Origin of the sequence: Bacillus sp. CDB3 (assembly GCF_002081505.1) — a bacterium.
In the GTDB taxonomy this organism is placed as follows: Bacteria; Bacillota; Bacilli; order Bacillales; family Bacillaceae_G; genus Bacillus_A; species Bacillus_A cereus_AT.
Genome location: NZ_ALBR01000091.1, coordinates 18,737 through 34,043, shown reverse-complemented (window position 1 = coordinate 34,043; position 15,307 = coordinate 18,737). Strand labels below are relative to the sequence as shown.

Below are 15,307 nucleotides of genomic sequence, written 5' to 3'. Positions count from 1 at the left end.
GATCATGGCAAAAGAGATTACTTTAATAAAAAAGAAGGTTGTAACAGAAGAAGAAAAGAAACAGCAAGTAACAGATGAACTGTTAAATGAGCTAGCTGAAAATAGGGAAGCAGTAGAAGAGACGATGCAGCTATTAGGACAGTTGCAAAAAGCTGGAATTTTAGATGCAGCGATTAGTTTACTTGCTGCAAAAGAAGATGTTTCCAAAATAGCTGTTGAACAATTAAATCGTGAACCAGTAAAAAATGCATTAAACAATATGATGGGGGCGGGAGAGGCATTATCTTCAGTGGACCCAGAAATAACGAAACAAATAACATCTAGTTTAGTCACTGGATTACAATTTGCAACGGATGAATTAAATAGTGGAAAAAAAACAAAGGTAATGGATTTCTTTAAGGTATTAAAAGATCCCGATATCAATAGAGCAATTACATTTGGTTTTAGCTTTTTAAAAGCATTCGGGCAAGGGCTAGAGAAAAAATAGAGGAAATGAAAAAAGTGATGGAAAGTAGCCATCACTTTTTTCATTGTATGTATAAGAGTGTTAATGTTAAGCGGAATATATTATTATTAAAAAGATGGATTAGAAATGGAAATGTGGAATCCATCTCAAATATCGTTTTAGAATGTGGAGGAATATATGCAACACCGTAAAAGACTATCTATACCAGGGGTAATGAGCCATTCCTTTCAAACAGTAAAATTTGCTTTTTGGAATGTGCTAACATTCCAACTCGTTTATAAATTGTTAGCAGCGATTGTGTTTATCCCACTCTTCGGTATCATTTTCAATAAGTTATTGTACTTTGGTGGTTATGCAAATGCGACGAATGATGAATTATTAGCATTTTTGAAAACACCATACGGTATTTTTGCAATCGTAATTTTATCATTGTTAGCACTGTTTCTTATCTTCACGGAATTTGCGGTGCTTATTATTATTTCGTATTTCGCTCATAAAAGACAAAAAGTGAAATTACGTCCGATTTTATATAAAACGGTAACGTATTTACCCACTCTTTTCACATATTGCTTACCAGGATTTATTTTATATGCTGTCGTATTGTTACCTCTTTTAAATATGGGATATGAAACGGCATTAATCCCGCAAATTCAAATTCCTAACTTTATTACAGGAGAACTGTTTAAGACAACGATGGGACAGGTTGGTTATTACACGTTCTTTGCTGTAGTTGCGTATTTGAATCTTCGCTGGATTTTTGTTTTACCTATTGTTGTTTTAGAGCAAAAGCCGTTTCGCACAGCAGCACGTAAAAGTGCAGCGTTAGTAAAAGAAAGCTTTTTTAAAGTGCTATTCTTTTTAGTAGGATTTTTTATTTCAATAGGGATTGTGTATGTTGTATTTTGGGGAATATATTTATTGTGTCTATGGGGTGTTTATGAATTTACAAATCCGAAAGGAACATTTGCATTATTAGCTGAATCAACAATGTCTGTATTTTTAACGAGTACATTGTATTTATTTAGTTTTATCGTGACGCCATTTTATATTATGGCGATTACGCGATTGTATTTGCAAAAGGTTCCGGTTGAAGACGTTTTACTAGAAGAAGGATTAGATTATTCAAAATCGAAAGCAGATAAATGTTTCTTCCAAAAACATCGCTGGAAATTTATTGGAGTGTATATTGTGGGAATTATTATTGCTGGAATGGTCGTTGCCTTCATTGTAACCTTTATTTCAAATTCGTATAAAGAACCGATTATTATGGCACACCGTGGATATATATCAAAAGGGGTAGAAAATACGAAAGAAGCTGTGCAAGGTGCTATTGATGCAAAAGCAGATTACGCTGAAATCGATGTACTGCAAACGAAAGATGGCGAGTTGGCAGTAATTCATGATTTGAAGTTAAAACGTCTTGCCAATGAGAATGTACATGTATCAGATTTGACAATGGATGAGTTAAGGAAACTTACTCTTAGCCAAGATGGATTGTCAGGGGGAATTAGCACATTAGATGAAATTATTAAGCTTTCAAAAAATAAAATAAAACTCAATATAGAAGTGAAGCTTCACGGTAATGAGAAGGATTTCGTAAATAAAGTACTAAAAACAATTAAAGATAATGACTTTGAGAAACAATGTGTTATTCAAACGTTACATTATCCGCTCATTAAAGAGTTTAAGCGTGCAAATCCAGATATAAAAGTAGGATATATACTTTATGCAAGTAGAGCTAACTTAAAGAATGTGAAGGCTGATTTTTATGTAGCAGAAGAATATATGTTAAATAAAAAATTAGTAAAAGAAGCCAGGAAGTTAAATAAGCCAATTTACGTATGGACAGTGAATGATATGGAAAGTTTAAAGGCATATTATAAGTTAAACGTAGATGGTATCATTACCGATTATCCTGAAGACGCACGTGAAACAATTAAGATGTTAAAAGAACAAGAAGCTGAAGAAAGCGATATATTCGATAAAATTACAGAAACGACAGAAGACTTGTTTTCAAAATTATTTATAAGTTATCCAGCTGCTGGCTAAATGCTAGTAGCTGTTTTTTTTATGAAAAGAATATATTTCTAAAGTATTGTACAAAGTAATAAGTGTATATGTATACGTAACTACTTAGTTTTTTTGCATTGTTACATTATTGTCAAATAATAAATAATTACTATGCGTTTTGAATGGATATAATGTAAATAGAGTAATAGATAATACGATGGTACAAATAACCCAATAGAATCAATGTTTCGTATATTTACACTATTCTAAATATATAAACTTTAAAAAAATAGTATGTTAGCGTTTTCATAACTTTTAAGTTATGCTAGAATAAGGACATAAGTTATTAATTATTACAAAAAGAAAAAAGAATTCCTTTTTTCTGTTAATTATAAGGGGGCATTTCATTATGCGTATTGGGGTACCAGCAGAAATTAAAAACAACGAAAACCGTGTGGCAATGACACCAGCAGGTGTTGTACATTTAATTCGTAACAATCACGAAGTATTCATTCAAAAGGATGCAGGTGTAGGATCTGGTTTCACAGATGCTCAGTATGTTGAAGCGGGAGCAAAAATTGTTGATACAGCTGAAGAAGCTTGGAACATGGAAATGGTTATGAAAGTTAAGGAACCAGTTGAAAGCGAATACAAACACTTCAGCGAAGGTTTAATCTTATTCACATACTTACACTTAGCTCCAGAACCAGAATTAACAAAAGCGTTAATTGAAAAGAAAGTTGTTGCTATCGCATATGAAACAGTACAATTAGAAAACCGTTCATTACCATTACTTGCACCTATGAGTGAAGTAGCTGGTCGTATGGCTGCACAAATCGGTGCGCAATTCCTTGAGAAAAACAAAGGCGGTAAAGGTATCTTACTTGCAGGTGTTCCAGGAGTTAAACGCGGTAAAGTAACAATTATCGGTGGTGGACAAGCTGGTACAAATGCTGCTAAAATTGCAGTTGGACTAGGTGCGGATGTAACAATCATCGACTTAAGTGCAGAACGTCTTCGTCAATTAGATGACATTTTCGGAAACCAAGTAAAAACTTTAATGTCTAATCCTTACAATATTGCAGAAGCTGTAAAAGAATCTGATCTTGTAATCGGTGCAGTATTAATCCCAGGTGCAAAAGCGCCAAAACTTGTAACAGAAGAAATGATTAAATCAATGGAACCAGGTTCTGTTGTTGTAGATATCGCGATTGACCAAGGTGGTATTTTCGAAACAACTGACCGTATTACAACTCATGATAACCCAACTTATGAAAAACACGGCGTTGTTCACTATGCAGTTGCAAACATGCCAGGTGCGGTTCCACGTACATCAACTCTTGCATTAACAAACGTAACAGTACCATATGCAGTACAAATTGCTAACAAAGGCTACAAAGAAGCTTGCCTAGGCAACACTGCATTATTAAAAGGTATTAACACATTAGAAGGCTACGTAACATTCGAAGCAGTTGCAGAAGCTCACGGTGTAGAATACAAAGGTGCTAAAGAATTATTAGAAGCAGAAACAGTATCTTGCTAATAGCAGCATTATACAAAACAAAATCGAACAATATATAAAACAACATGATAAGAGCTAAGAGATAATACCTCTTAGCTCTTCTTGGTAAAAGGGGGCATTCATCGTGGCCAACCTATTTAAAAAGAAATCCGTTACGCAATTGTTAGGGGAAAGTAAAAGTAAAACTTTGACGAAAACGCTAGGGGCATTTGACCTAACAATGCTAGGGATTGGTGCGATAATTGGTACAGGAGTTCTAGTATTAACGGGATTAGTAGCAGCAAGAGATGCTGGTCCAGCAGTTATTTTTTCATTCATGATTGCAGCAATTGTTTGTGGATTTGCAGCTTTATGTTATGCAGAGGTTGCGTCTACACTTCCAGTTTCAGGTAGTGTATACACATATTCATATGCAACAATTGGTGAGTTTGTTGCCCATTTAATGGGATGGACATTGTTATCCGTATATGTCGTGACAACTGCCGCAGTAGCTGGTGGATGGACAGGTTATTTTAATAATTTAGTGAGCGGATTGGGAATTGAAATTCCAAAAGCATTGTTAACGATTCCATCGCAAGGTGGTATGGTGAACTTACCCGCAATTATCGTTACGTTGGTGATAACTTGGTTATTATCACGAGGTACAAAAGAAAGTAAGCGTGTGAATAACATAATGGTATTAATTAAAATTGGTATTGTTGTTTTATTCATTGCAGTTGGTGTATTCTACGTGAAACCAGAAAACTGGATACCATTTGCACCGTACGGCATAAGTGGAGTCTTCGCCGGAGGAGCAGCAGTATTCTTCGCTTTCTTAGGATTTGATGCATTAGCAACTTCTGCTGAAGAAGTAAAAAATCCGCAGCGTGATCTACCGATTGGTATTATTGCTTCGTTAGTTATTTGTACAATCATTTATGTTGTAGTTTGTCTCGTTATGACAGGTATGGTTTCTTATAAAGAGCTAGATGTACCAGAAGCTATGGCATATGTGTTAGAAGTTGTAGGACAAGACAAAGTAGCAGGTATAATCGCAATTGGAGCTGTAATTGGTATTATGGCTGTAATTTTCGCTTATATTTATGCGACAACACGTGTATTCTTCGCAATGAGCCGTGATGGTTTATTACCGAAATCTTTTGCGAAAATTAACAAGAAGACAGAAGCACCAACATTTTCAGTTTGGTTAACAGGAGTTGGTAGTGCTTTAATTGCTGGATTTATCGATTTAAAAGAATTGTCGAATTTAGCGAATATTGGAGCGTTATTAACATTTGCGATGGTTGGTGTAACTGTCATCATTCTTCGTAAAACACATCCGAAATTACAACGTGGATTTATGGTACCACTTGTACCAATCTTACCGATTATTTCAGTTGCATGCTGTCTATTCTTAATGCTAAATTTACCATTAACAACATGGATTTACTTCGGTATTTGGTTAGCAATCGGAGTGGTTGTATACTTTGTTTATTCGAAAAAACATAGTCATTTAAAAGACGATGGAAGTTCGCAAGATAGTTTAGAAAAAGCTAATTAAAAAAAGCTAAATAAAAGGGATATAAGATAGTAAGCCTTGTGCGTCTAGGGAACGCGCAAGGTTTTTTTCTTTTGGGAAAATAAAGGAGACCAATGTTATGTTGTCGAATTTTTATGTCGGAATATAAGAAGGAGTGGAAAGATGGAGACGAAAGTTGTCGTTGGAGCAGAGGGATATAATAATAACCCAGGTTGGTTACATACAAATGAGGATGAATTAAATTTATTAAGAAGAGAAATGTGGCTTGAAAAGTTTAATCCAAATTCGTTATCAGTCATTTTAGCAGAACATGTATGGGAACATTTATCGATCGAAACGTTTTGATCATAGAAATCAAGATGGTAAATTAGAATTTGCTTCGTTAATTGTGGATGCAGTAAAAGTTAATAAATAAGAAGGGATGCATGATAGTTTTCGTGCATCCTTTTTTGTATGAAGAGTATGATGGATGCGGAGAATATTGATATGTGTAGGTGGAAATGTGAACGAAATTGTCAAAAAAATCTTTCGGTTTTCATTGACACATATGAATAGGCGCTCATATAATAAAGGTATAAGATATATGAATAGTTGTTCATATGTTCAAATAAAGAGGTGAGCTGTGATGGCTGAAAATAAAGTAGAAACGCAACAGGAAGCATGTTCTCAAACGGTAATTCACGAGGAAATCGTGGATCAAGTAAAACAAACAATTCCGACGGATGAAAGTTTAAGTAAAGTAGCAGAATTATTTAAAGTATTAGGTGACCGTACACGTACGAGAATATTACATGCATTATTTGAAGCTGAAATGTGTGTTTGTGATTTAGCTTATTTATTAGGAATGACGCAATCTTCAATCTCACATCAGCTTCGTGTATTAAAGCAAGCAAAGCTTGTAAAGAACCGTAAAGAAGGAAAGGTAGTTTATTATTCATTGGCTGATCAACACGTAATTCATATCTTCGAGCAGGCATTTGAACACGTAAACGAGGAAGAATAAAAACGCGAGGAGGGAGAACGATGGCAGAAGCATTAGTGAAAAAGAAACTTATGCTAGAAGGCTTAGATTGTGCGAATTGTGCAATGAAAATTGAAAAGGGTGTTGGGAATATAGAGGGAGTAACATCTTGTTCTGTAAACTTTGCAACTAAGACGATGCTTTTAGAAACACCACAAAATAAAGAAAATCAAGTTGTTACAGAAGCGAAGCAGCTCGTTACAAAATTGGAGCCGCATATTAAGGTACAAGAAGAGAAAAAAACAAAAGCGGCGAAAGAAGTATTTATATTAGAAGGTTTAGACTGTGCGAACTGTGCAATGAAGATTGAAAATAAGGTAAAGGAAATGCCAACAGTTTCAGAAGCGACTGTTGATTTCGTATCAAAGAAATTAAGAGTAGAAGTTGCGAATAAAAGAGAACTTGAATCGACTGTGCAAGATATAAAAAATGTCGTTCAAAAGTTAGAGCCAGATGTAAAAGTTGTTCGTGAAGAGGAAAAGGGACACGACCATGGCCATGATCATGGTGATGGAAATGTGAAAAAAATGATAGGAAGATTAGTAGTCGGCGGAATTTTGACAGGAATTGCTGCATTAGCCGGATTACCGCAAATGATAACAATTCCATTATTCGTTCTTGCTTATTTATTAATAGGTGGAGATATCGTTTGGAGAGCGGTAAGAAACATCACTCGCGGCCAAGTATTCGATGAAAACTTTTTAATGGCAATTGCAACTTTAGGAGCTTTCGCGATTCAACAATATCCAGAAGCAGTTGCAGTAATGTTATTCTACCAAGTAGGAGAATTGTTCCAAAGTATTGCTGTAAATCGCTCTCGAAAATCAATTACTTCATTAATGGATATTCGTCCTGATTATGCAAATGTGAAAGTTGGAAATGAAACGAAACAAGTATCACCAGAAGATGTGCAAATTGGTGAGTATATTATCGTGAAACCGGGTGAAAAAGTACCGTTAGACGGGAAAGTAGTTGAGGGAACATCAATGATGGATACTTCAGCGTTAACAGGTGAATCTGTACCGCGTGAAGTAGAAGTTGGTAATGACGTATTAAGTGGTTTTGTAAACCAAAATGGTGTATTAACAATTGAAGTTACAAAAGAATTTGGTGAATCTACTGTATCAAAAATCTTAGATTTAGTACAAAATGCAAGTAGCAAAAAAGCGCCAACAGAAAACTTTATTACGAAGTTTGCGCGTTATTATACTCCAGTCGTAGTTATAACAGCGGCGATTATGGCATTTATTCCACCACTTATTTTAGAGGGTGCTACATTCTCCGATTGGATTTATAGAGCTTTAGTGTTCTTAGTAATCTCTTGTCCATGTGCACTCGTTGTATCGATTCCTCTTGGGTTCTTTGGAGGTATTGGTGGGGCATCTAAAAGTGGTATTTTAGTAAAAGGAAGTAACTATTTAGAAGCATTGAATGATGTGAAATATATCGTTTTTGATAAAACAGGAACATTAACAAAAGGTGTCTTTAAAGTTACGAAGATGGAGCCTAGTGAAGGTACTACAGCTGAAGAGCTATTAGAATATGCAGCATTTGCAGAAGTATATTCTAATCATCCGATTGCACAATCTATTCGAAATGCATATGGAAAATCAATCGATGAAAATAGTATTGAAGACTATAGTGAAATTTCAGGTCATGGTACGGTTGTAAAGGTACAAGGAAAAGAAATTTTCGCAGGTAATGCTAAATTAATGAGAAAAGAAAACATTACATTTAAGCAACCCAATACAGTAGGTACACTCGTTCATGTTGCTGTAGATGGTAAATATGCAGGTTATATTGTTATCTCTGATGAGGTAAAAGAGGATTCAAAACAAGCAATTCAAAAGTTAAAAGAACTAGGTATTAAGAAGACAGTCATGTTAACTGGTGATGCAAAATCAGTTGGGGAAGCTGTTGGTAAAGAATTAGGTTTAGATGAAGTGCATGCCGAATTATTACCACACCAAAAAGTAGAAGAAATCGAAAAAATTGATGTAGCAAAACACGGTAAAGAAAAGATTGCATTCGTTGGTGATGGTATTAACGATACGCCAGTATTAGCGAGAGCGGACGTTGGTATTGCGATGGGCGGTTTAGGATCAGATGCAGCAATTGAAGCTGCTGACATCGTCATTATGACTGATGAACCTTCAAAAATCGCGACAGCTGTAAAAATTGCAAAACGTACACGTAGTATTGTATGGCAAAATATTATATTTGCATTAGGTGTAAAAGGGCTAGTTTTATTACTTGGTGCCTTTGGTATTGCAACAATGTGGGAAGCGGTCTTCTCAGATGTTGGTGTGACATTACTTGCAGTTTTAAATGCAATGCGTGTACTGAGAGTAAAAGATCTGTAAAAATAAGCGGGGGTGCGTAATTACGCCCTCGCTTATTTTTATCATTATGTTAATATATTTTCAACTCATATACGTACAACATTGAAAAAACAGAGAAGGAGAAACTTCTCTGTTTATTTTTTTATATTTTTCGCAACCTTGTCTCGAACAGTTTGAATATAATTCATTTTATGATCCCAACATTCTTGGCTTAAATCGACAGGGTACTCTTCGGGGTTTAAAGTTCGCATATACTCTTCCCAAAATAGTGAGAGGCTGCGTTCATTATACTTTTGAATATCTAATATATTAGGTAATTCATACGCTCTTTTACCGTTAATGAAAATATCTTGATGCAGTTCGCGTGCTTCAAAGTTTGTTACGAATTTACTTATATAGGTATGAACTGGATGAAACATTTTTAAACGTTCTTCTTTTCCGGGTTCTTCTGACTCTAAGGCAATATAATCGCCCTCTGCATGATCGTTAACACGGTTGATAATACGATAAATTCGTTTAAGTCCTGGGGTTGTAATTTTTTCAGGATTAGATGAAATCTTAATCGTATCATTTAATTTTCCATCAGTATCTTCAATAGCGACTAATTTATAAACAGCACCTAATGCTGGCTGTTCAAAGGATGTAATCAGCTTTGTGCCAACACCCCATACATCAATTTTTGCCCCTTGAGATTTCAAGTGCATAATCGTATATTCATCTAAATCACTAGAAGCGATAATTTTTGTTTTTGTAAATCCAGCTGCGTCAAGTTGTTTTCTGGCTTCCTTTGATAAATATGCCATATCACCACTATCAAGGCGAATGCCATAAAAATCGATACGATCCCCGAACTCTTTTGCAACACGAATCGCATTTGGAACACCAGATTTTAATGTGTCGTATGTATCGACAAGAAATACACATTTTTTATGTGTTTCGGCATATTTTTTAAATGCAACATATTCATCGCGATATGCTTGAACGAAAGAATGGGCATGTGTGCCAGCTACAGGGATGCCAAAGCGTTTCCCTGCGCGAACGTTACTTGTAGATGAAAAACCACCAATAAAGGCAGCGCGGGTTCCCCAAAGGGCAGCATCAAACTCATGAGCGCGTCTTGTGCCGAACTCTAAAAGTTCATCGTTATTTGCAGCGTGCTTCATACGAGCTGCTTTTGTTGCAATTAATGTTTGGTAATTCACAATGTTTAACAAGGCAGTTTCAATAATTTGTGCTTCGCCGAGCGGTGCATCAACACGTAATAAAGGCTCGTTATTAAATACAACTTCACCTTCTTGCATACTACGAATCGTCCCAGTGAATTTCATATTTTGTAAATAATGAAGGAATTCTTCTTCAAATTGTAACTCTGCTAAATAAGCGATGTCACTTTCGGTAAAACTGAAATTTTCTATGTACTCTACAATTTTCTCAAGACCAGCAAAAACAGCATAGCCGTTTTCGAATGGAAGCTTTCGAAAGTATAAATCAAAAACAGAACGGCGATTATGAATACCATCTTTCCAATATGTATAAGCCATGTTGATTTGATATAAATCTGTATGTAAGGCGTAACTATCGTCTTTATAATGATTCATTGCGAAAACACCTCCGTAATTTGGTTATAGTATACCAATTTTTCCCCTTGCGTAGCAAAGAAGTAATAGGGATTGAAGTCAAGAGAGAAAAAAATGAAATAATGCATATTTTTTAGAAAATTTACATTTATCAATTTATATTTCTCTAGATTTTATGTATTATTAGAGTAATGGGGGTAATGAGAATGGAGGAGGACAATGCAACAAACATTAGAAAAAATAGGCAAGCAAGTTTTTTATAAACGGCTACAGCAAAAAATGACACAAGAAGAACTATGTCAGGGCATTTGTTCTGTCTCATACTTAAGTAAGATCGAAAATGGAAAGATAGAAGCATCAGAAGAGATTCTACAATTGCTCTGCACAAGACTAGAAATTGCCGTGACGGATTTGAGAGATGTAGAAGAAGATGTGAAAGTGAAATTGGATGAGTGGTTAAATGCACTAATTCATTTGGACAAGCAACAGGTAGAACGCATATACGAAGAGTTGCAAGGTGAAATGAAGCATGTTTTAGATTTTGAAATTATAAATTATTATAAGTTACTTTATACGCGATATTTAATGATGAAAAGGGATCTACTGGCTCTTGAAGAGGAATTGGATAGATTAAAAAAGGTATATAAAAAATATACACCATTTCAAAAGATGCTGTATACGTATAGTAAAGCTCTATTACTTAGTTTGCAATATAAGCATAAGGAAAGTTTGGAATATTTAATTGAAACGGAAGAAATGGCTAAGGAACAAGGGTATTATGAAACAGGTATATATTATAACCTGAGCCTTGCGTATAGTCATCTAAATATACCGCATTTAGCCATGCACTTTGCTCATATTGCCATGGAAGGGTTCCGTAACGAATACAAATTTCGTTATGTAATTAATTGTCAAACAATTATTGCTTTGAGTTATGTGGAAAAAGCGCAGTATGAAGAAGCTCTAAAGATTTATGAGAGTATATTAAGAGAAGTAGATTCTTTTGCGGAAAAAGACATGATTAAAGCTATGACTTTAAATAATATGGGAGAATTATACCATTATAAAAATGAGCATGATAAATCTAAAAACTATTTTCTTCAAAGTTTCGAATTACAGAAGACTGTCAATATGAATTATATTGAAACAATTTATGGGTTGGCTAAACAATGCATTCATCTTAAACGTTATGAAGAAGCACAGGAATGGATAGAAAAAGGAATTGATTGCTCACGTAGTGATGAAAAATATAATAAGATGATTTATTCGTTCTGTATATTTAAGTATAAATATTTTGGAGAATCTCAAGAGTTTAAGAGGTTTTTAGAGAATGAGGCTATTCCATTCTTTAAAAGTGTAGGTAGTATGAAAGAACTGAAAAATGCTTATTTAGAATTAGCAATGTATTTAGAGAATGAATTTAAGTATGAAGAAAGTAATAAATATTATAAAGAAGCTATTAAAGTTTTGGAGGAAAAGGAGGAATTGAATTGAAAAAGCGTATATATGGTGTGGTAGGAATTGGTTTAGTGGCAATTTTGTCTGTAGGAGTTAACTATTCGAATCCGGATATATATGGGGTAAAGTCCCTGAAAGAAGGGTCGGTAAATTATTCCAATCCAGATATATATGGATTGAAGTCTTTACAAGAAGGAAGTATACAATATTCTAATCCAGATATTTATGGTTAAGAAAATATTGAAAAACCCCTTTCCAAACGGAAAGGGGTTTTTCAATATTTGTTCCTCAAAATTCTACAACACTTGAGAAATGAATTAATTGAATTTTCGGTATATTGATAGTGGAAACATAATGCTAATATGAAACTACTCTTTTTCAAAAATTTTTTATTAGGGGGAATGTTGGATGAAAAAGAAGAGTTTAGCGTTAGTGTTAGCGACAGGCTCTGCATTTGCGGATTCTAAAAATGTGCTCTCTACTAAGAAGTACAATGAGACGGTACAGTCACCTGAGTTTATTTCAGGTGATCTAACTGGAGCGACTGGTAAGAAGGCGGAATCTGTTGTGTTTGATTACTTAAACGCGGCAAAAGGTGATTATAAGTTAGGGGAAAAGAGTGCGCAAGATTCTTTCAAAGTGAAACAAGTGAAAAAAGACGCTGTAACTGATTCAACAGTAGTACGTATGCAACAAGTTTACGAGGGAGTACCTGTATGGGGGTCTACTCAAGTAGCTCACGTAAGTAAAGATGGTTCTTTAAAGGTATTATCTGGAACAGTTGCGCCTGATTTAGACAAGAAGGAAAAGTTGAAAAATAAAAATAAGATTGAAGGCGCAAAAGCAATTGAAATCGCGCAACAAGATTTAGGAGTAACACCTAAATATGAGGTGGAACCAAAAGCGGACTTATATGTATATCAAAATGGTGAAGAAACGATATATGCATACGTTGTGAATTTAAATTTCTTAGAACATGTCTAAAATCTTTTTAATAAAATCGCCACACCTGCCAATAAGCAACTCTGTCTACTATTTTCAAGTGTTCGTTCACAGTTCTTCCACAGCCTTCGATAATTTTCCAACCAAGCAAAAGTTCGCTCTACAATCCAGCGTTTTGGTAACACGACAAATTTGTGAAGTTCAGAGCGTTTGATGATTTCAACCGAACAATCAATCGCCTCTTTTATCGATTGTGCAAATGATGGGCCTGTGTATCCACCATCACAAAGTATATTTGTCACTTTGTCCAATGTTTCATTATGGCGTTCACACATTTGGATAGCGCCCTCTCGGTCCGTTATATTCGCAGTTGTGACTTCTATAGCATGAATAAGCCCATTGGTATCTACAGCGATATGTCGTTTGATACCTGAGACTTTCTTTCCGGCATTGTAGCCTTTTTCACTAGCTGTCCATGTGTTTTTCACGCTTTGTGCATCTACGATGCAGAAACTGGTCTGCTTTTCACGCCCATCTTGCTCACGATAGGTTTCGACCAATTTTTTTATGAACTTTTTCGAGAAGACTTATGCCATTCTTGTCTACTTTCCGCCAAATTTGATAGTAGGCATACACGGTTTTCCAATGTGGAAAATCACTCGGCAGATTGCGCCATTGGCATCCTGTTGTAAGTAGGTACAGTACGCCGCAGAATACTTCGTACAAATCGACTGTGCGAGGGCGCGTCTTTTTACGTATGTTTTCTAAATCTTCACGAATCAGTTCAAACTGTTCACGGGTAATATTACTTGTATAATTGTGTATCATAGGAAACATCCTTTTTTGTCTACATTATAGCAAAGATTTTAGACAAGTTCTAAGAGGACTTATATATCGAACTTTGCATCAGAACCAGATATGAAAAAGGGGAATTTGAGAACGATACGAAAAAATGACCTCTCATTTTTTGCTGTAAGGAAAAGAAAGGGATTCGGAATGATTTTGTATGCAGAGGGGATAAACAGTGTTATACAAAACAAATAGAACGTTAAAATAAATTAAGGGAATTTTTGGGGTGGAAAAGTAGAAAAGCCCCGTTTAGAATTCTACTCAGTGGTATATTGAAGTATTGTATATAATTTCACGTACTTTGTTGATTAACAAAAATTAAACCCCAAAAATCACTACTATATCCACCATAATCCTTTGAATTATATAAAATTTATCTGCAATCAGCCTAATTTTTTTCTGTTAAGAAACTTTGCGACAGAACCTCAAGTACTATTCCACTTATCTCATTTTTTCTACCGTTTAGCCTCACTCGAAATACTTTGCAAAAGCCCTATCTTTGGTTAAAAATACTAATTTAACTACATTAAAGAGTATAATTTGGAAAATAGAACAAAAAATAAAAAGGAAGGAGGTAATTATTTTGAAAAACACAGGTATGACTCGAAGAGTAGGTGAACTAGGACGGATAGTACTACCAAAAGAACTGCGAAGAATGTTAGATTTCGCACCGAATTCCAGTTTAGAGATGTTTGTGCAAGATGGGAATATACATGTACGGAAGCAAGAAAGAACTTGTTTTGTGACAGGAAGAACCTCGGAAGATTATTTGGAACTCTATGATGGACGCTTGATTTTAAGTCAGGAGGGAGCGAAAGATCTTTTGCAAACTTTACAAAAGTGGATATAAAGTTTGGATAGGTTCTGTTGGGAATTTTCACTTGATGAACAAGCAAAGTGGAAATAAAAGAAGATTTTGATGCATTTATATAAGTTCCGCTTAATATTTCACCTAAAAATCTTATGAATTAAGCTTATGCTGAGTGTTTTTGTCCGTGCCTCTTTTTTGAGATCAGGCAAACAAACTCAGATCCTCATGATGATCCTTTTTATTCCTATTGTTTTTTCTGAAAGTTTAATATATATTATTTATAAGTTCTAATTACAAGTTCGAAAGAACTTTTGAAAATCATTTTCTTTTGTAGCTGTTCATAATAGGAAAAGAGGTGGGATCAGATGTTTTGGGAATTTTGGTTCGTCCTAGCGGGTATATTCCTTCTTGCAGAACTATTTTCTTTGCATTTTTATTTTCTTTGGCTTAGTATAGGCTCAATCGTCGGATGTCTGATTTCATTTATTGTCCCTATGTTCTCGTATTACAAGCTATAGCTGGAATCTCCACAAGTATAATTCTGACTATTTCGACTAAATCTGTCACAACTCATTTCCAAAAAGCCAAAGGATTTACGGGTACAGTAGACAAACTAATCGGGAAAACAGGAATGGTTGTTCAAGATATATCACATGCTGGTCAAGGCATAGTCAAAGTAGATGGAGAAACATGGACAGCCCGTTCAAAGGTGCCAATTAGGGTAGGACAGAAAGTGATGGTTATGAATAGAAAAAGTACAGTTTTATATGTGAAGGAGGAAAATAAATGA

Annotated in this window: 12 protein-coding genes and 2 pseudogenes; 12 read left to right on the top strand and 2 right to left on the bottom strand. The window is 35.0% G+C overall.

The annotated features are described in order from the left end of the window. The first annotated feature begins 4 nt into the window (after positions 1 to 4). The 7 genes and pseudogenes from CDB3_RS21775 to CDB3_RS21745 all read left to right on the top strand — a co-directional run bounded on the left by CDB3_RS21775 (position 5) and on the right by CDB3_RS21745 (position 8,901). Positions 5 to 487 carry a helical membrane plugin domain-containing protein gene (locus CDB3_RS21775; protein WP_128855925.1) on the top strand — a complete coding sequence of 161 codons (483 nt, stop codon included), beginning with the start codon at positions 5 to 7 and terminating at the stop codon, positions 485 to 487. Between the two features lie 156 nt (positions 488 to 643). Next, positions 644 to 2,515: a glycerophosphoryl diester phosphodiesterase membrane domain-containing protein gene (locus CDB3_RS21770; protein ID WP_128855924.1), complete on the top strand. Its 1,872-nt coding sequence runs from the start codon at positions 644 to 646 to the stop codon at positions 2,513 to 2,515. A 370-nt stretch (positions 2,516 to 2,885) separates the two neighbouring features. Continuing rightward, positions 2,886 to 4,019, top strand: coding sequence for an alanine dehydrogenase (gene ald / locus CDB3_RS21765; RefSeq protein WP_128855923.1), 1,134 nt, complete (start codon positions 2,886 to 2,888; stop codon positions 4,017 to 4,019). A 103-nt stretch (positions 4,020 to 4,122) separates the two neighbouring features. After that, entirely contained in the window at positions 4,123 to 5,538 is a 1,416-nt protein-coding gene (locus CDB3_RS21760; protein ID WP_128855922.1) for an amino acid permease, read from the top strand. A gap of 141 nt (positions 5,539 to 5,679) precedes the next feature. Beyond that, a pseudogene (locus tag CDB3_RS21755) lies at positions 5,680 to 5,853 on the top strand (class I SAM-dependent methyltransferase); the annotation flags it as partial. 289 nt (positions 5,854 to 6,142) lie between these two features. Further along, positions 6,143 to 6,520, top strand: a complete 378-nt coding sequence (locus tag CDB3_RS21750) for an ArsR/SmtB family transcription factor (RefSeq protein ID WP_002010461.1) — start codon at positions 6,143 to 6,145, stop codon at positions 6,518 to 6,520. A 20-nt stretch (positions 6,521 to 6,540) separates the two neighbouring features. Next, the gene (locus CDB3_RS21745) at positions 6,541 to 8,901 is read left to right on the top strand and encodes a heavy metal translocating P-type ATPase (protein ID WP_128855921.1); all 2,361 of its coding nucleotides are present in this window, start codon (positions 6,541 to 6,543) and stop codon (positions 8,899 to 8,901) included. 113 nt (positions 8,902 to 9,014) lie between these two features. Here CDB3_RS21745 and CDB3_RS21740 read toward each other — a convergent pair whose 3' ends face one another. After that, positions 9,015 to 10,478, bottom strand: a complete 1,464-nt coding sequence (locus CDB3_RS21740) for a nicotinate phosphoribosyltransferase (protein ID WP_128855920.1) — start codon at positions 10,476 to 10,478, stop codon at positions 9,015 to 9,017. A gap of 198 nt (positions 10,479 to 10,676) precedes the next feature. Here CDB3_RS21740 and CDB3_RS21735 point away from each other — a divergent pair, with 198 nt between their 5' ends. The 3 genes and pseudogenes from CDB3_RS21735 to CDB3_RS21725 all read left to right on the top strand — a co-directional run. Then, a complete protein-coding gene (locus CDB3_RS21735; protein WP_128855919.1) occupies positions 10,677 to 11,951 on the top strand; it encodes a tetratricopeptide repeat protein in 1,275 nt (424 codons plus the stop codon). Next, on the top strand, positions 11,948 to 12,148 hold the full coding sequence (locus CDB3_RS21730; protein ID WP_033730994.1) for a Phr family secreted Rap phosphatase inhibitor: 201 nt from the start codon (positions 11,948 to 11,950) through the stop codon (positions 12,146 to 12,148). Before CDB3_RS21735 ends, CDB3_RS21730 begins: the two co-directional genes overlap by 4 nt. A gap of 175 nt (positions 12,149 to 12,323) precedes the next feature. After that, positions 12,324 to 12,890 (top strand): annotated as a pseudogene (locus CDB3_RS21725) (M4 family metallopeptidase); the annotation flags it as partial. A 5-nt stretch (positions 12,891 to 12,895) separates the two neighbouring features. On the opposite strand, the gene CDB3_RS21720 reads toward CDB3_RS21725, so the two are convergent. Next, positions 12,896 to 13,685, bottom strand: a protein-coding gene (locus tag CDB3_RS21720) for an IS5 family transposase (RefSeq protein ID WP_128855918.1) whose coding sequence is annotated in 2 segments (ribosomal slippage) — positions 12,896 to 13,426 and positions 13,428 to 13,685 — 789 coding nt in all. Because the reading frame shifts where the segments join, the coding sequence is not laid out codon by codon here. Positions 13,686 to 14,289: 604 nt separating this feature from the next. Here CDB3_RS21720 and CDB3_RS21715 point away from each other — a divergent pair. Together CDB3_RS21715 and CDB3_RS21710 are read left to right on the top strand one after the other, a co-directional pair. Next, entirely contained in the window at positions 14,290 to 14,556 is a 267-nt protein-coding gene (locus CDB3_RS21715) for an AbrB/MazE/SpoVT family DNA-binding domain-containing protein (protein ID WP_128855917.1), read from the top strand. 430 nt (positions 14,557 to 14,986) lie between these two features. Then, on the top strand, positions 14,987 to 15,307 hold the full coding sequence (locus CDB3_RS21710; RefSeq protein ID WP_372708553.1) for an NfeD family protein: 321 nt from the start codon (positions 14,987 to 14,989) through the stop codon (positions 15,305 to 15,307).